Genomic DNA, 17,638 nt, shown 5'->3' with positions numbered 1-17,638 from the left:
GGGCGGTTCTGTCCAAACCGATCAAGAGAAAGCGCTGCCGCCGACCTGGTCGGGAGAGCGCCTGGTGGCGGCCCGGTTCGCATGGTTGCAGAGTCAGGAACCAATCTTCCCAGCTCAACGACGACAGTCGGCGAGGGAAGGTGCCGGATCGAAAATGCCGTCTTCCGACACTGCGCTCGCGGCACTCCGGGCTGAGTGAAGCACTCGCTCCTCAACTCGCGCGGCCTTCGCAGATCCAGGCGGCTGCCTCGAACAGCGGGGGCGAACTGGCCAGTCCGTCCGTCGCGCCTGCTGCTCATCGAGTGAGCATGACCTCTTGCGGCCACCGCCGCGAGGGAGCAAGCCGTGCAACCGCCGCCCTGCGCTTCTACCCCGCGAGGAACCACTCGAAGCGTTGCTGCAGACGATCCGGGTCGGGTCGTTCCGCCTTCCGGCGCGGAGTTCTGATCTCCCGTCCGTGCATCTCCTGCAGCCCGTGGCGGAGCATCGGGCCATCGACCTCATCGAGCAGCGGGCCGTTGATTTGGACGACGTAGCTCGGCGTGATTCCTAGGAGTCTTCGGTCGTAGGCAGCGTGGTGGATCTTGCACAGGCTGAGCCCGTTCGACACGAGGGGGTCTCCGCCCGGTCGGCCGTCTTCGATGATGTGAGCGGCGTCGAGCAGCACCGCGTGCTTGAGCTCGCAGACGCAACATGCTCCCTCGTAGGCCAACATGACTCGAGCCCGGAACGCGGGCTGATGCACCCGTTGCCGCACCATTCGCGCGGCGTATGCCTTCTCGATGGGCGAGAGCTCGCGCCCGGAGGGAATGGAGCGCAGCGCCTCGTCGACGGTCAGCGTGAACTCGCGGGTGATGGGGTTGTCGCCCACCACGTAGACGGGATAGATCGGAGCGTAGGCGCCCTTAGCGATCTTGTTGAGCCGGATGAGCGGGAGGTTCAGCTCGCGGGCGAGGCGCAGCTTGACGTTCTTCCCACCCTCGGGCCCCTTTTGGTAGCTGTACTGGAGCAGGCCCCCATCGATCTCACGGTCGGGGTACGGGCCATCGGGGGAGGTCGTGATCGACAGCGTCGCCACGAAGGTCTTGGGATTCCAGATACCGCCACCGCCTGGATCCACCAGCCGTAGCCGAGTTCCGTCGGGAAGGGGGAAGTCGGACAGCTCGTCCAGGGGAACGTAGCCGCCAAGCTCTTCGGCGCGCATCAGCAAGGCCTGAGCGATGACCTCACGCCGCAGCAGCTCGGACTCGATCTCGAGGGGCGGCGACACGAGGGGAGCTTACGCGGCAAACCATGCAAGGCGCCCCTGGCCAGCCAAATTGCCCAGGCAAACCCGAAGGATGTCAACGGACACCCTCTTGCTGTGGAGCGCCGTAAGCCCGCAGCAGCACGCCGGCCTCATGCCAAAGCGGGCGCAATCTCCTTGGCGTCTGTCACCCACTGCCCGTACAGCCACGACATGCGTGATAGCTCGCGTTGATGGCCTGTCCAACAGTGACCGGGCGCAAACCGGTTACGCCGCCGCCATCACCCAGAGATTTCGCCCAGCCCATCCGGAGAAGGTGGCAATCAGGGTCCCAGTGATAGGCCTGGCCCTTCCCAGTGATGTACACCATCCTTTCGGCGACTCCTCCCGAAATGAGCGTCACGGGGCGGTTGTAGAAGGATTGAGGGTTGTTGATCGATGGGCGCGTCGGGGCAACGGGCTGCTGGTGCTTGTCGCTAGGAGAAGACAGGGGCAGTCTTCGTTGAGTCGCAGCGGCTCCTGACGCTGTCTTCAAGGACCACTTCCCGTGGTTGAGGCTGTAGTCATCGAAGTGGGCCAGATGTAACAGAAGGTCCGCCTGTGAGATGTCCTTCCATCCGCGTTGACGAAGGTGTGCGTGGAGCTCTTCCGCTGTCAACGCTTCTTCGTCGGTCAGCCGCTGACAGACGAGCTTCTCCACCCAGTCCGGGAGGACCGCGAAGTGTAGAGGCCCCCGTTGATATCTGCGGGCTTTTGTTGGGCTTCCAGTTTGCAGCTGAAGCACCGCTGCCGGTGTCAGCCGGGCCACAGACCAGCGATCACCCTCTCGTTCGAACAAAGGCGCATTAGACGACAAGATCGCTGTCACACGGCTCGGCGTCACGCCAGGGCGTTCGATCTGCGCAGATATCTCCGCAGCTGTTGATGCGCCGTGTTTCTTCAGCACGCCACGTATCAATGCTACGACGATGTCAGCTTCGCTGATGCCATCCCCCATGGGGCCAGTGTGCGCAAACTTCGGACACCCAGCAGCGATTTCCGCGAAGATGGGCCATATGGGGGATCCGTTTATCGACGTCGCCCACTTGGGCACAGAGGCCACGTTCATGCGAAACGCCGTCTTGGCCGAGCTCGGTGCGCAACGGGCGGCTGCGAGAGAAGAGTCCGTGGTCGTGCGCGACGGGCTGCGTGTCGGGGGGACCGCGAGGTCGTCGGTCTTCAAGTTCAAGTTGGACAACAGCTTCGAAGTCTCAGACGGCTCACCCGTGGTCCTTACCGTTGGCGAGGCGGTCGTCGAAGGTGAGCTGCTTGGACAAAGAACCGGTGAGGCGACGGTGCGGTTGGAAGGTCTGGCAGCCGCTTGGGTGCCGCACGGCACGCTAGTTGCAGACGCGACATTCCTTCTTCGACGGCTCCACCAGTTCTTGGAGCCAAGTTACAACCGGCCGCCTCATTTCGACCCTTCGGCAGCCAACCTGCTGTTCGCGCCTGCCCGCCTGACAAGCTCCACGCTGCAGCTCGGACAGGCTCAAGCAGTCTCCATGGCGCAATCCCGGCGGGTGGGCTACCTGTGGGGGCCACCGGGCACCGGAAAGACGCAGACGGTCGCCGCAGCCGTGCTGGACTGGGCCCGCGCAGGTCTGAGGGTTCTGGTCGTCTCCCACACGAACGTCGCAGTCGACACGGTTACGGCACGCTGTGTCCAGGCCCTGCAGCCATGCGATGCGTGGGCATCGGACGGCGGCATCGTCCGCGTCGGAGACCTTGTCCGAGCGGACATCCCTGCAGAGGTTGCAGGCCGGGTCCAAGTCGACGAGATCCTCGCAGCACGAGGCCATACCGAGGCGCGCGAGCGGGTCAGGCTGCGAGCTCGCCTTGACGGCCTCCTGAAGGAATACCGAAAGGTGTCTGCGGCACCGCGCGGCGAGTCTTGGCTCGCGGATGAGGTCACGAAGGCAAGTGAGGAGCTCGACGCCCTGGATGCGCGGCTCAAACATCTGCGCCACACCGTTGTGGACGCTGCCCGGGTGCTCACCTGCACCGTCCACCGCCTCTACATCGGCGATTGGATCCACAGCAACTTCGACGCAGTGGTGATCGAGGAAGCATCCATGATCCCCACGCCTCTCGCGTGGGTAGCGGCAGGGTTAGCCCGTCGACATGTGCTCATCGCGGGCGACTTCCGTCAGTTGCCGCCCGTGGTGCGTAGCGACCAACCACAGGTCCTTGAGTGGTACGGCCGCGACGCGTTTGAGGTCGGTGGCGTCGTCGCTGCGGTGCGTCGCAACAGTGGCCGTGCGGACCTCGTGGCGTTGGACCTGCAGTACCGCATGCACGCCGAGATCGCGGACCTAGTCAGCGACAGCTTCTACCGACCACTGCATTTGCGCACAGCGCCGACTGTGCTCCAGCGTGGTTGTCTGGCCCAGACGCCTGCCGGCCGGCCGTTGGCATTGGTCGATCTCTCAGGGCTGGCGACCTGGTGCGCCCGCCCCGGCGGACTCGCCAACAGCGGTCGCTACAACCTTCTCTCCGCGCAGTTGGGCTACCTCGTAGACGCGCTGGCCCGTCAGGACGCCCAGGTGGCAGGCGGCGAGGGGGTGGTAGCCATCGCTCCTTATCGCGCACAAGGGAGGCTCCTGGCGGCAGCCGACCGCGATGCAGCCAGCGCACGGCAGGAAGATCCCGCAATCGTGGCGACGGTCCACCGATTTCAAGGCAACGAGAGCCACACCGTTCTGCTCGACCTTGTCGACGCGCAGCGACTGCCGACTGGCCGCTTCTACCGCCCCGACCCACTGGACAGCGCAAGCCGGCTGCTCAACGTAGCGATCAGTCGCGCTCAGCAACACCTCATCGTCCTTGCTGACGTCGACGCCATCCTCAGCAGCGACCCACCGGAGTCGGTGGCTCGCATGCTCAGATCATTGCGCGGCCAAGCGAACGTACTAACCCCCGACGCCTTAGCTGAGCACGCGGGGCTACCTGCTTGGATAGCGCGATCAGCCGAGGCCAGCGCGCGAGTCCTCGAACTCATTCGGACCGCAACCAGCTCAGTGACGATCCACAGCAGCGGAGTTGGGCGTGCGGGTCTTGCAGCCATATTGCCAGAACTCCTTGCCGCAGCGGCCCGGAACGTTTCGGTTCATCTCGTTCTCCCCGCGGTCGGGGCACGCGGGGGCGACCGTGTGGCGTGGACCCACCTTCTAGACCATCTAGAAGCTGCAAACATCGCCATCGATCAACAAGCCCACGTGGCCGAAGACCTAGCGCTTGTCGACGACTGGTGCGTGGGGGCCACCCACCCGCTGCTTCTCGAGGCACCTGACCAGGTGGGCGCGACCCGGCAGCTGGTCGTCGCGACACGGACACCGGAGCTCATATCCGTCGTGAAGCAGCTCCACAAGCGCAGACCGCTCAAGAATCAACAACCCTTGCTCGAGGGCAGGATCGTCCCCATCTGCGACACATGTCAGCGCCCGCAGACCCGACACGAGGCCTGGGGGACCAAACCTGGAGCACCCCCGCGTCTCAACCATTGGGCCACCTGCGACGCGTGTGATATCCCCCGACCCGCCCAAGGGTCGAACTGGCGAACCTTAGTTGATGACGCCCTCCGCTCGACGGTTTGGGACAACGCCGGGAAGCCAGAGTCCACTGGCCGTCGAGAGGCCAAGGTCGAGCGTGCATGGGCTCGAGCATCGGCTGCGACCGCCAACAAGACAGACGATTTCCAGTGCAGCCGCTGCTTCCTCATCCACCCTGCGTCGTTCCGTTCCGCCGGATCGGCACTGATCTGCCAGGACTGCAACTGACACGGCTCAGTTGCCCACGACTGACGGTCGCGGAAGTGGCGGTCGGAGCCGTCCTTTGCGACCTACTAGTCCAAGCGCTCCTCAGACCGTCAAGTGCCGACGCGGACGGCACGCCGACGAGACCCGTCCTTGGTTTGGCAGCGCTGAATAGGCCCGCCAACCTGGGGTGGGCGAATCATGCAAGCCTCGCGAGACAATACGGCTCAGCGTGCAGGTGTACCTGCTGGGGCGAGCGGTAGCAGCAAGTGCCCGGGCTGGCACCTTCCAGTAGCGTCCGTGCTGAGTCCCGTCCCCCAACCAAGGGTCGGACCTCTGATCGTGCAGGACTACGCCGACATCGTCGATGAGCAGCGCGCTGACCAGCGGTGCCGATCGACCTTCGAGAACGAGGAGGGTGCGGTGACGGGCCCCAACGAGGCAGTGCGCTCCGAGCTCGAAAGGCTGTTGGACACCGATGACACCAGGACTGGTGACGTCTACCGTCATCGGCATCTGACTCCCGAAGAGATCGCACACCAACTTGGCGTAAGGACCTCCGGGTTCGTCGCGAACAACATGGCCACGATCCGTGCTGTGCTGGAGGGGGCGCTCCCTCGGGGAGCGACGATCCGAGGGCAGGTGGCGACCAGGGTCCGGGCGCTCGCCAAGGGACCTGATGTCACAGATTCGACGCGCCAGTACCTGAGCGACCTGGAGCGCAGGCTTATGGCCAACACCAACAACGGGCTGGATGCAGCAGGTCCTCAACGGGCCCTGACAGGACGGCAGCCGACCGCGGCGTCCAAGGAGCACCTCACGGTCGGGCACGATGCCCCGGCGGCGCGCTCCATCAGTCTTCGAGACGCCGTGGACGAGGCCCTTCGCCGCCGGGTGCGTGTCCTAGTGGAACGGATCGACAAGGAGACGTCCGTTGCCCGGCCCCTGGACTACTGGCGGGTCGTAGCAGCTGATCGCCCGCTGGACGCGCTAGTGACACTGCTCCGCGCCCCAGCCGAACGCGGCACGTTCGAGGAGCTGCGGAGAGTTCGCCGACTGGACCTCTCGCTCGAGGCGGCGGTCGTTGCTTGGGCTGCCGACTTGCCCTTCCAGAGCGATCTCGTGGATGAGGCACGTGCCCGGAAGGACTGGTACTCGTGAGTCTGCGTGGCTGCAGTCTGTGCTATGCGGCATGGTCAGCGATGTACACAGTCCGTGTCTCTCTACCGGAGGTTCCGCGATGACCCTCGACGATCCGACCTACGGCGCGCCGGCGCAGATCGCAGCTTCGGACGCGACACGTACGTTTGCGCGATCTGCAGCCGGTCCGGTGGAGGCGGCTGCACGAGAGCTGGCGCGGGCCTGGGCGGACGGCGACTCAGCATTCACACCGGGCACTGGGGTGTGGACAGCCGAGCACGCCGCAGAGCTCATGGAGGCCTTCGTCGGCCAGCCGGACATGTCCGGTGCATCGTTTGACGACAAGCTGTCCAAGCAGCTGGCCGCCGTGTCCCCCGGGGCGGTGCAGCTGTTTGCCGAGCTTTACTACCTCGACCTGCTGCCTCTGTCTGACTACCGCGGGGCCACCAAACGCAGCCGGATCCAGTCGCCTCTCACGATGGCCGGGATCGACATTACGCTGCCTCGCACCCTCGACGCGGCCCTCGACCACGGCGTCATGAACGGAGGAGTGGCCTTCAAGACGCGCCGGTTCTGGCAGTTGAGCTACCTGGTCCAGTGCGCCGCCAGTCTCCTGGTCCTGCCCACAGGCGAGCGTCGCGAACTGCTCGGCGACCCTCTCGCGTTCCGCGACTTCATCGACGACCACACCACCGTGAACGCGCCATCGCAGAGGTTCGCGCTGCTGTACCTGCTGTTCCCGTCGCTCTATTTGCCGATCGCCAAGGGGGAACACCGTGCGCAGATCCGCACCGCCTTCGCCAGCTTGCTGAGCGAGCCCTCCAATGATCACGACGTCGACCTCCGCGCCATCTACGACGCCTTGGTGTCTGAGGCCGGCGGACACGTCGACCTCTACCAGGCGCCCTATCGGGAGCAATGGGACCCCAAGGCGCTGTCCTCGACCACGTACCAGATGGACCCTTGGACCCGGTTCATGGGCTGGGCCGCCAAGGTCGCCATTGCGCACGATCTGTCGGCCACCGAGCGCGCCTACAAGGTCGACTTGGCAAGGCGGCTCGAGACCGTCCGGTCTGGGCTCCTATCCGGCGACAAGGACTGGGCTGTCCAGCTCAGGGAAGCTCTCACCTACGGCAACCTCCTCGACCCCTTCTTCAGGGTGGCGTTCTTCGAAGGGCTTGAGCAGCACACTGAAGAGATTCATCAGGCCCTGAGGCGCTTTTGGCGCGACGAGGCCGACCCTCAACTGCTGACCGCTCTCCAGGTCGAGCTCAAGCCGGCGCTGCCGCAAGGCATCACCCCCGGCAACGCGACCGCGCTAGGCGCAGTGCTGATGATGGAGCGCGACAGTGCACAGTTTCCGCCTTACAGGCCGACGCCTGTGGACAAGGCCCGGGCGCTCACCGAGCAGCCGGCCTCGGGAACAAGTCCCGCTGAACGTTACGACGACTTGCTCACCATTTGCGACGAGGTGCTCGACAGGTCGGCAGACTTCGGGATTGAACTCGCCGACCGGCTTGACGCGCAGGGCCTGATCTGGGCTGTGGTCTCCTATCCGCCGCCGGAGGTCTGGCCCGCCAACGAGAGGTCCGCGTTCGTCGCGTGGCGTGGAGAGGCCGTGGCTGACGACCCGGCAGGAATGACAGCGCGGGCCTGGCTGGTGCGTGGCAACAACATCAACGGCAACGACATGGTTCCCAGCTGGCTGGATAAGGGCCAGGTAACTCTCGCCGCGAGCACCTTGCGCGAGGTCGAGGAGGGCATCGACAGGTCCGAGCTCAAAGTCATCGTCGACGAGGACTACGCCCATTCCTCATACTCCGCCCGAGCGGAATGGTTGGACGATTTCCACAACTTCCTGTCGCGGATGAGCTCCGGACACTTGATCGCCACCATCAGCGACGCGCGGCTGCACGTGGGCCGGATTACCGGCCCAGCGACTTACATCGCTAGCGACGAGGGCCGTGCGTACCTTCGCCGCGAAGTGGCGTGGGTCGGATCGTCCGAAGGGGTGGACTACGCAGATCTGTCCCCGGGACTTGCCTCCCGCCTACGTGTGCCCCGCAACGTACTTGACCTCACCCAGGAGCTTCCGGAGTTGGAGGCTCTGGTTGCGGCGGAAGGGGACGCCGCGCCACTGCCCAGCCCGATCCAGCTCACGTTGCCGAACGCCACCAAGGAACTGGCAGGTCGCCTGCATGTCGATCGTGCTTGGCTGCAGGAGTGCATCGACCTGCTTCAGGACCGGCCACAGCTGATCTATTACGGCCCACCAGGGACAGGGAAGACGTTTATCGCGCAAGCGCTCGCCGAGCACCTCGCCGGCGACAATGTGCGCCTGGTGCAGTTTCACCCGGCCTACTCCTACGAGGACTTCTTCGAGGGCTATCGCCCCGTGCCCAGTGGAGGATTTGAACTGCGGCCCGGTCCTATGCGCAAAGTGGTCGACGCGGCCCGCGAGAACCCCGACGTACCCCACGTGTTGATCATCGACGAGATCAACCGTGGCAACCTTGCGAAGGTCTTCGGTGAGTTGTATTTCTTGCTCGAGTACCGCGACCGCAACGTTGACCTGCTGTACGCCGCTGACGACGACCAGGGCTTCACGTTGCCCCGTAACGTGTTCGTCATCGGCACAATGAACACCGCCGACCGGTCCATCGCTCTGGTGGACGCGGCCATGCGACGCCGGTTCGCGTTCGTGCCACTGCACCCTGCCGAGTCACCCACGTCAGATGTGCTGCGGTCCTGGCTGGCGTCCGAGGGTTACCCGGCCCGGGTCGCCGACCTGTTGGACGAGCTCAACGCGCGCATCGAAGACACTGACTTCCAAATCGGCCCGTCATACTTCATGCGTCATGCAGTCCATGCACCCGGTGGTCTCGACCGGACCTGGCGCACGGCGATCCTGCCGTTGTTGGAGGAACACCACTACGGCGAGCTGTCCCGCGAGCAGGTTGCGTCCCGCTATGGGCTCGATGCGATCTCGGGCCGTGTGAATGGCCGCCGCCAGACCGACGAGGCACTCGAGCGCGATGAGCAGGTTGCCGTCCATGCGACATCTGATCCTGACTGAGGGCCACCCGCCCCAATCCGTGGCGCTGACCGCAGCCGAGGCCAACGCCCTCGACGAGCTTGAACTCGCCCTTGTAACCCGGTCCCCGCACAGCACCGGTTGGGACGTCGCGGCGGGCAACAAGGTGGGCGTTATGGCTCTCGGTGAGCTGCAGGTGACCATCCTCCCGAAAGTGCCCATTGACCGGCTCGTCTTCATGATGGGCTACGCCCGCAATCCGGCCTTCTGGCGCAACCACGACGTGCGCCTTGACCTTGACGACGACTTGGCTACGGCCTTGGCTCACGCCTTCGTTCGGCAGGCCACCCAAGCCCTCGAGCAGGGACTGCTTCACGGCTACCGGACGCGCGATGACACCCTGCCGGTCCTCCGCGGCCGTGTGCGCGTTGGCGAACAGATCGGACGTCGATTCGGGGTGCTCGTCCCCCTGGAGGTCACCTACGACGAGTTCACCGCCGATATTGCCGAAAACCAGATCCTTCACGCTGCCGTAGTCCAGATGCTCCGCGCACCCAGCGTGCCGGCGACCATCCGGCGATCCCTCCACCGACTCCGCCTCCAACTCACCGACGTCAGCCTTCTCGACCGCGGACTGCCTCTACCGACCTGGCAACCCTCACGGCTCAACATCCGGTACCAGCCGGCCCTGCGCCTGGCCGAGCTGATACTCGCCGGCAACTCCTTCGAACAGCGGCGAGGCGACCTCACTGTGAGCGGCTTCGTGCTTGACATGTGGCGCATTTACGAAGACTTCGTATGTGTTGCGCTAGCCGAGGCGATAAAGACATGCGGCGGCACAACGTCCCTCCAGTACCGCTCTCACCTTGACCGGGCCGAGACTGTCCCGTTGAAGCCCGACCTCGTTTGGAGCCGCGGAGGCAGCCCCCAGATGGTTGTAGACGCGAAGTACAAAGCGGAGAAGCCCGCTGGCTTCCCTCAGGCGGATCTCTACCAGCTCCTGGCCTACTGCACGGTGTTCCAACTCGATGACGGGCACCTGGTGTATGCGAAGGGCGAAGAGGTTGCCGCTTCCCACCACGTCATCGGCTCGCACGTTCGAATTCACTGCCACACACTCGACCTGACCGGCTCGCCGCGTGATCTGCTCGGCCAGATCGAGCGACTCGCAGCGGGCATGATTGAGATCGCCTCTTCAGGGTGAACGACCTGCTCGCTCCGTGGCGTGCCCGAGACTGTCGGGACCCCTTGGGCATCGCCAGCGCCTGAGCGGCCCCAGCTGACTTGCCTGGCCAGCTCGCCCTGACCTCCCGATGTCAGCGCGTCCGGTGGAATGTCCAGTAGCTCACTGCTGTTCAGGAACCCAGCGCGGTTAGCTCGCTGCGCCTCACCAAGCCTCCCGGGTCCGTTCGCGTTCGTCCCGGAGCTTGTGGACTGTCATCCACTGAGATTGGTCCAACGAGCATGGGGGTTGATGGACGGTTCAGAAGTCGGGTGCTGTGGCCCCACCCTGGGGCCGGATACTGCGCGTGGATGCAATTGATCGGGTAGGGAGCTGACGCTGGAATGGGCAGGGAGGCTCGCTTCCCCCGGGTGCCCGGATCAGAGGGGGGCGGATCGGGTGATTCGTGGGGGGAGCCCGACAGACTCGTGGCAGGTTGTCACTGCGGGGTGGCGGTGAGCGATCGGTTAGGCCGCGCGGCTCCAACGCCGGGACCTCGGTGCTGCTGTGTGGGTCACGAGGACCTGCCTGCTGCAGCGCTCGGGGTGTTCGACGACGGCGAGCATGCTGCAGCTGACGTCCCGTACTGCGCTGACTGCGCGGCAGTGCTCATTGCTGCCGGCGAGTACCGAATTACCGCAGTGCTGGACCCGGTAGCGCTTGCCGCCGGCGCGTGCCCCGTTTGCGGGGGCACCGGCCAGGTGCCCCGACCCCTAGGGCAAACCGGCGGACAGGCCCAAAACGTGATTCGTGACGTCGTCACCCTGGTTCGGCAGTTTGATGACACCCCGATATCGCAGATGTCCGCCCTCTTCTACCAGCACGGCTACGAGGAACTCCGTCTCGCAGTCCGCCACCTGCTGCGCTTGCTGGGGGCGGCCGACTAGGACTTCACCGGCCGTCGCCGCACAGGGACTGCCCCGGAATGTCTCTAGGAAGAAGAGCGCGGCGACTGCGGAGGGGCGGTGCCTGCCGCGCACTCTCTGGCTCTTGACTTTGTAGCCACGTGGCCGGATGCCCCGCGAGCGCGCATGCGGCGGCTCATCGTTTGGCCGGCAGCCGCATCGGCTGACGGGTTGTCGCTTTGGGGCGTGACTGCCGGACAGCGAGTTGGGGCGTGAGGCACACCTGATTCGCCTGGTCGAGTGCCAGTGCGGCACGTCAGGGTTTCGCAACTTGGACCATCTCGCGTCCCGCTGACGGTTAGGGTCCGCTGGCCGAGCATTAGCCGGGACCGGTAGGACATGGGGGCTTGGGTGGAGACGGATGAACTCAATGATCCAGATCTGACAGACCTGATAGCGGGGTCTGTTGGCGCCAGCCTGCACAGCGGGCGAAATCTGCGGCGACCGCGAACTCGCCGCGGCGTGACAGAGACGCGCCGACGACTGCAATGTCTGAGCTCCTCGGCTGTGCCCCGTCGCGTCTCCGATTACGTGACAAGTCTGGCGAGCGGCGGCGCCTTCGGAAGCCACACCATGGGCCGGCATGTCCCGGCACGGTGACCCACCGCCGCGGCTGCGCCGGTCACCAACCGGCCGGGTCCCGCAATGGGTCAAAGACGAAGCCGCGGGACTGCCCGCCCCCGACACCCGGTGGCGGGCGTCATCCGACCCGTTGCTGGCACTGCGCTCCCCAAGGCCAGTTGGTCGATTCCGCAGAGCATGTGGGGTACTGGTCGCCGCGGCGCTGATCGCCGCCGCGGCGCTGCTTCAACGAGCCCATCCCTTGGGGCTTCCCCCCGATCCTGGCAACCTTGCGCGGCCGCGGGCGACCGCTGTTCCCGCCAATCCGGATGCTGGCCAGATCGACCATCCCATCGGCACCCCTGCTCACGCGGACGCCCACGGCCATCTCTACCTCTTCGAGCGGCATCAGCCTGGCAGCGCAGCGCCCGTCACCTACGACCGCTGCCGACCGATCCACTACGTCGTCCGCACCGCCGGCGAGCCAGCTGGTGGGTCAGCGGCGATCTCGAATGGCATCCGCGAGCTTGAGGAAACCACCGGACTGCGGTTCGTTTTCGACGGCGCGACGACCGAAGTGCCCAGCGAGCACCGGCCGGCATACCAGCCGGCGCGCTACGGCGACCGCTGGGCCCCGGTCCTCATCGCCTGGGTCACCCCTCAGGAGGTGCCGAGATTCTCGGCCCACGAACTCGGCGACGGCGGCAGCGCTGAGTACGGTCCCGCGGCCGGGACGCGGGCTTATGTCACCGGCCAGGTTCGCCTGGCCTCAGCCAAGCTGGCCCAGGACGGCGCTCGCGTAATGCGTGCCACCGTCCTCCACGAACTGGGCCACCTCGTTGGCCTGGCCCACGTCAGCGACCCAAGCCAGCTGATGTTTCCGACCGTCCGCTCCGGCCTGACCGACTTCGGCGCGGGGGACCGGGCAGGCCTGGCAGAACTCGGGTCCGGTCCCTGCGTCCGCTTGTCCCAGTGACCGACAGGCTCGGATGGGCGCCGGCTCCGGACGTGATCGAGCAGAGGGCCAGGGGCATGGGGATTCAAGTCTTTTGGAATGCTGTATGACGGTGATTCGTCGTTGATCGTGCTCAAGCGCTGACGGCGCTGGTGGCGGTGTCCTCCTGGTGGTCGGTGCTGCCGGTGAGCAGGGCGAGGAGGAAGCCGCGGTCGAAAAAGGACTGTCCACCGGTGGGGCTGCGTCCCATCTTGGTGGGCAGTCGCTCCGCGCCCTCACTTGGGGACCGGAGGACGGTCGGCGCGCCTGGCGATGGTGGTGCGCCGGGGCCCGTGCAACGCGTCGACAGGTAGTGGTGATGCGCCAGCATCCGAAGCGTGCGCGCTCATGAGTCCGAAAAGACGCGGATCGCGGCGTCGTGTCGTTGGGAATCTGCCACGATGGGCACCCGTACGACGTAACGATATGCGAGGACCGGCATGACCGACGAGACCGACCTGGACTCGGAAATCGAGACCCTTCCTGCGACTGATACCGGTGAGGTCGAGGATGGCTCCGAGCCCGCGACTGCGCTCGTGCAGATTGCAGACGACCTGGCTGTCTTCTTTGGGGCCCAAGCCCCGGACGGCCTCGACCTGATCCCGTTCACGCTCATTGACGAGGCGACTCGCGCGTCGTTGTCCTCGTCGATCGCCAACGCGGCGGGCTTCGGCAACGCAGTCGCTCAGGGGGTGAATGGCATGGCTCAGGCGCAAGGCTTGGTGCGACTCGCACCGCAGACTCTCGAACAACTCAAGACTGCCGCACCTCTCGTGAAGGACGGCTGGAACCTGGGCACGCTCGCCGACGGGGGCAAGTTCGTCGCGCAGGTCAGGTGGCTGCCGGCGGCTGGGGCAACGGCGGCCTCGGTCATCGCGTCGTTGGGGCCGGCGTTGACCCTGATGGCCATTCAGTTCCAGCTCAATCAGATTTCTGAGCTCGCGCAGCACAACCTCGCGTTGACCTCGAAGGTCCTCGAAGTAGTTCGCCAAGAGCAGTGGTCCGAGGCGACGGGCTACCACAACACCCTGATCAAGGAGCTTGCCCACGCCCGAGAGGTGGGTGTCGTCACCGACTCCATCTACAAGGAGATCTGCGGGTACCAGGGACGGCTGTCGACTCAGTGGGATCTCTTCGAAAGGGCCGTGCGGGGCCACGTCAACGAGCTTCGAGCCCAGCAGGGGCACAAGCAGCGTCAGCAGTACTTGATTGACCACGGCGAGGCGATGATTGCAGACGTACAAGCGCTGCTACTTGCGCAGACGTCGTGGTTCACCTACCAGGCCCTGAGGGCCGGCCATCTGCTCAACAGCGCCGCATCGAACCCGCAGGATGAGGTGCTGCTGAAGAAGCTGGTGGAGGACGCCCGGGACCTGCACAGCAAGACGCTGGAGGACACCGACTGGCTGCTCGAGCAGCTCGCTCGCGAGTTCGCTGTGATTGGCGAGTTGCCCGGCAAGCGGAAGTTCAAGATCGGCGCTAACGCCCGCGCAGCCAAGGATGTCGCGCACATGGTGAGGCAGCTCCAGAGGGCCCTCGCGGCAATCAGCGATGCGGCCGCGCCGAAGGAGCCTGAGCCACTCGAGCTGCCGTCGATTCGGGTCTTCGAAAGGAGCGTTCCAGAGGAGCTGAAGCGCATCCTTCCGCTGCGTCTGCAGCGCGGAGAACGCATTCGCGCGCTTGCGGATGCGTCGTGCGGCCGTTGGGACTGGGACCTCCGCGACGCGGGATGGGTCGCGGTGACCAACCACCGGTTGCTCATCACCAAGCAGGACTCGCTTCGTCGTCTGGGCGCCATTGAGATCGCAATAGACCTCGAAGACATCCGCTACGTCCGAAGGCCCAACAATCATGGCGACAAGGCTCCCACTCTGGACGTCATCACCAAGGAATCCAATCTGACTTTGAAGTTCGAGTCTTGGTCCAAGACCGGCGCGCGCCGTGCCAGCACAGAGCGCTTCGGCGAACTGCTGGCGAGCTACATGCAGCTCCCGGCATCCGAGGTGCCGACGTTGCAGATCGACCAAAGTCCCCATGCCATCGAGGCGTCCGGCAGCACCCCTCCCGCGGGCGCTGTACCGCATTCCGCGGCACGCGACGAGAGTCTGTGACAGCGACAGTGGCGCTGCCGCAGCGTCCGTTTGACCCGGCCGCAACCATCGAGACTCGGCAGGCGCGAGATCAACGCACTCAGCGCACAACCGTGGCACGCTTGACGCCATGGAGCCCACGATGGATCCTCCGTTCACGGCGTTGTACGAGGAGGCAAGAGCTGCCCTCCTCGAGGGTTACGAAGAAGGCCGATCAATGCGTGCTCTCGTTCGCCATCGAGCGGGGAACATCCGCCGCAGAAGTGTGGCGCCTCCTCGGCGAAGAGGCGTCATTGCAGGGGGATCAGGCAATGGAGTACCTCGCGGAGCACCCGCTTGAGGAACGCCACTGGACGTCGAATATCTCCGTCGATGTCCAGGCCGGCCCCCAGCCCCAGTCCGACGCCGTGGGAAAGGCAATCGAGTGGGCCTGGGGGAAGTGGTCTAGCCGTAGGCGTCTGTAGACGACCACCTCGGTTCCTCTCCTTTGGCCGCGGGTCGGAGACCTGACACATTCGCACCGGACACAGTCAGCAAGTGCCACCCTGCCTAATCCGGGTCGCCGGAGCGGTAGCCAGTTGCCCAAACAGGCTATTAGGGCAGTGCGCTCGACTCCCTAAGGCGGGTCCAAGGCGCTTTCACGCGGCTGCCCAAGCGGCGCCCGTGCTCAGAGTGGCACCCCGCCAGCACCGCGCTCGCGACGTCGCAGGCAGGGGACCTGCGAGGGGGCGCACCGGGGACCCCTCTGGCCATGGCCCGCTTCCCGGGCAGACTACGACGAAAGAGAGTACGCAAAAGCCGCGCTCCGCGCGGAGTTGGTGGACGTCTTGGGGTGGGGCTGCATTTCGCGGCAGCCCAACCCCGATCTGCCTGGTTCCATCGTCGGGCAGGCACGCGGCTCGCAACCGACAGATGGACGCTAAGCAAGATGCAACCCGACAGCCCAGTCTGCGGGTAACCGGCCTCGCGTTGCGACAGACTGCCCCTCATGGCCATCAACCTGAAACTGGCGCCCATCTGGGCGACCGATCCCAAGGACGAGCCGTGGGGTCGGGCCTGGGTCGGCTGGGACCCGACCATGTCCGATGAGGAGATCTGGGAGAGCAACCGGGGCATCTGGTCCCTGTCTCTGACAAGGCTCACGACGGAACGTTTCGCAACGATGTCGACCGACGGGGTCATCCGTCTGGTCGCGGAGTTGGAGGGCCACGACATCGTCTATGACCACCGAGTCGGCAAGGACCGCGTCGCGTTGATCGGGACGCTTCTCCAGCCAGGCGATCCCGTCCGTGACGCTCTCGTTGGCCAGACCGTTGACCAGCACCGGAATCCGGTGTCGTACATCGACACGTCTGTCTACGACGAGATCACCACCGCGGAGCGGGCCGTCCCTCCTGCTCCGGCCGACGGGGCGTTCCTTCTGACCAACAACCCGGCGGTCTGGGAGATCGACCCGAGCACCTACGCGGACTGGATGCAGAAGACCGCGGAGGGAGGAACTGTGACCTTCCGTTGGTCGACCGGGCACCGCTCCGGCGGTATCGAGATCGGCGACCGGGTCTTCCTCCTGATCCAAGGCTCCGGTCCACGGGGCATCATCGGGAGTGGATACGCGAGCAGTCAGGTCTTCCAGGAGTCGCATTTCGACGAGAGTCGTACCGGTGAACTGGCCCACTACATCTTCGCGGAGTGGGATCACCTCATCGCCCCCGACGACGCCCTGCCGACGTCCGAACTCAGGACCGTCTTGCCACGGCAGCACTGGAACACGCAGGCGAGCGGAATCGCCATCAGGCCCGAGGTTCTTCCAGAGCTCGAACGGCTGTGGGCGCAGCACCTGGGGGAGCCGGAGACCAGGACAAAGGCCCGTGGGAGAAGTCAGGGCTGGCAGCTGGATCCGATCCGACGGAAGAAGGTCGAGGATGCGGCTCAGGCCCGGCTGGCTGCCCTCTACGAAGCGGCCGGCTGGACAGTAGAGGACCACCGGTACGGTCACTCGTACGACGTCTTCGCGACCAAGGCTGGTGAGGTCCTCTACCTGGAGGCCAAGGGCACGGAGACAGCCGGGAACGCGGTGTTGGTGTCTAAGGGTGAGGTGGAGCACGCACGCAAGTTCGCCGGTCGCTGCGTCATGGGGGTCCTGTCTGAGGTGAAGTTCCTCCCCAACGGAGAGGTCGATGCCGAATCCGGCATCTTTCAGCTGTACGAGTGGAACCCAGACGCGGGTTCGCTTGTGCCGGAACGCTTCTCATTCGCGCCAGGCATCTCCATCCCTGTGCCCGAACCGGAAGCGTGACTCACTCGGGCCGGGCGTGGTTGCACGGCGGAGCCCACACGTCGATCAAGCGGTGCGGGTCGCATTACGCTCGGGCTTCTCCATGTCGCACTTGAGTGATTGCGTGCGCGGCCGGGATGGGCGAAGCCGCCCTGGTCACGGCGATGGAAGCCGTCAGACGGAGCGGCTAAGCGGGACTGCCTTCAAAGATGGACCCAACTAAAGAGTCGGGACCGGTGACCAGTCGAAGCCGGAGCGTCACACAGGCGGCAGGATGGCGGACTCTACAAGTCATAGACCCGCACCAACTCGCCGAAAGGGGGACCCGCCGACTCCTCCATTCGGGTCGATCCCAGGTCGTCCCGCTGAGCGGCTCGTCA

10 protein-coding genes are annotated in these 17,638 nt (G+C 65.3%); 8 read left to right on the top strand and 2 right to left on the bottom strand.

The window, feature by feature from the left end; translation table 11 throughout:
- Positions 1–367: 367 nt before the first annotated feature.
- Positions 368–1,270: an HNH endonuclease gene (locus FB474_RS11725; RefSeq protein ID WP_141788808.1), complete on the bottom strand. Its 903-nt coding sequence runs from the start codon at positions 1,268–1,270 to the stop codon at positions 368–370.
- Between the two features lie 163 nt (positions 1,271–1,433).
- Complete coding sequence (locus tag FB474_RS11720; protein WP_141788807.1) at positions 1,434–2,243, bottom strand: hypothetical protein; 810 nt, start codon at positions 2,241–2,243, stop codon at positions 1,434–1,436.
- Between the two features lie 169 nt (positions 2,244–2,412).
- Here FB474_RS11720 and FB474_RS11715 point away from each other — a divergent pair, with 169 nt between their 5' ends.
- From FB474_RS11715 to FB474_RS11680, 8 genes are all read left to right on the top strand, one after another.
- Positions 2,413–5,061 carry a DEAD/DEAH box helicase gene (locus FB474_RS11715; protein ID WP_185746135.1) on the top strand — a complete coding sequence of 883 codons (2,649 nt, stop codon included), beginning with the start codon at positions 2,413–2,415 and terminating at the stop codon, positions 5,059–5,061.
- Positions 5,062–5,379: 318 nt separating this feature from the next.
- Positions 5,380–6,198 carry a hypothetical protein gene (locus tag FB474_RS11710; protein WP_141788805.1) on the top strand — a complete coding sequence of 273 codons (819 nt, stop codon included), beginning with the start codon at positions 5,380–5,382 and terminating at the stop codon, positions 6,196–6,198.
- A gap of 79 nt (positions 6,199–6,277) precedes the next feature.
- Positions 6,278–9,253: an McrB family protein gene (locus FB474_RS11705; protein ID WP_221632521.1), complete on the top strand. Its 2,976-nt coding sequence runs from the start codon at positions 6,278–6,280 to the stop codon at positions 9,251–9,253.
- The gene (locus tag FB474_RS11700) at positions 9,231–10,415 is read left to right on the top strand and encodes an McrC family protein (RefSeq protein WP_141788804.1); all 1,185 of its coding nucleotides are present in this window, start codon (positions 9,231–9,233) and stop codon (positions 10,413–10,415) included. The genes FB474_RS11705 and FB474_RS11700 overlap by 23 nt, the downstream gene beginning before the upstream one ends.
- Positions 10,416–10,942: 527 nt before the next feature.
- Positions 10,943–11,320 carry a hypothetical protein gene (locus FB474_RS11695; protein ID WP_141788803.1) on the top strand — a complete coding sequence of 126 codons (378 nt, stop codon included), beginning with the start codon at positions 10,943–10,945 and terminating at the stop codon, positions 11,318–11,320.
- An 841-nt stretch (positions 11,321–12,161) separates the two neighbouring features.
- Complete coding sequence (locus FB474_RS11690) at positions 12,162–12,875, top strand: matrixin family metalloprotease (protein WP_185746133.1); 714 nt, start codon at positions 12,162–12,164, stop codon at positions 12,873–12,875.
- 458 nt (positions 12,876–13,333) lie between these two features.
- A complete protein-coding gene (locus FB474_RS11685) occupies positions 13,334–15,004 on the top strand; it encodes a hypothetical protein (RefSeq protein ID WP_141788801.1) in 1,671 nt (556 codons plus the stop codon).
- Between the two features lie 967 nt (positions 15,005–15,971).
- The gene (locus tag FB474_RS11680; RefSeq protein ID WP_141788800.1) at positions 15,972–17,279 is read left to right on the top strand and encodes a protein NO VEIN domain-containing protein; all 1,308 of its coding nucleotides are present in this window, start codon (positions 15,972–15,974) and stop codon (positions 17,277–17,279) included.
- Positions 17,280–17,638: the final 359 nt, after the last annotated feature.

The organism is Oryzihumus leptocrescens (genome assembly GCF_006716205.1).
Classification (GTDB): domain Bacteria; phylum Actinomycetota; class Actinomycetes; order Actinomycetales; family Dermatophilaceae; genus Oryzihumus; species Oryzihumus leptocrescens.
Note: the sequence above shows the minus strand (reverse complement) of the source record. Positions and strands in the feature narration are given on the sequence as shown.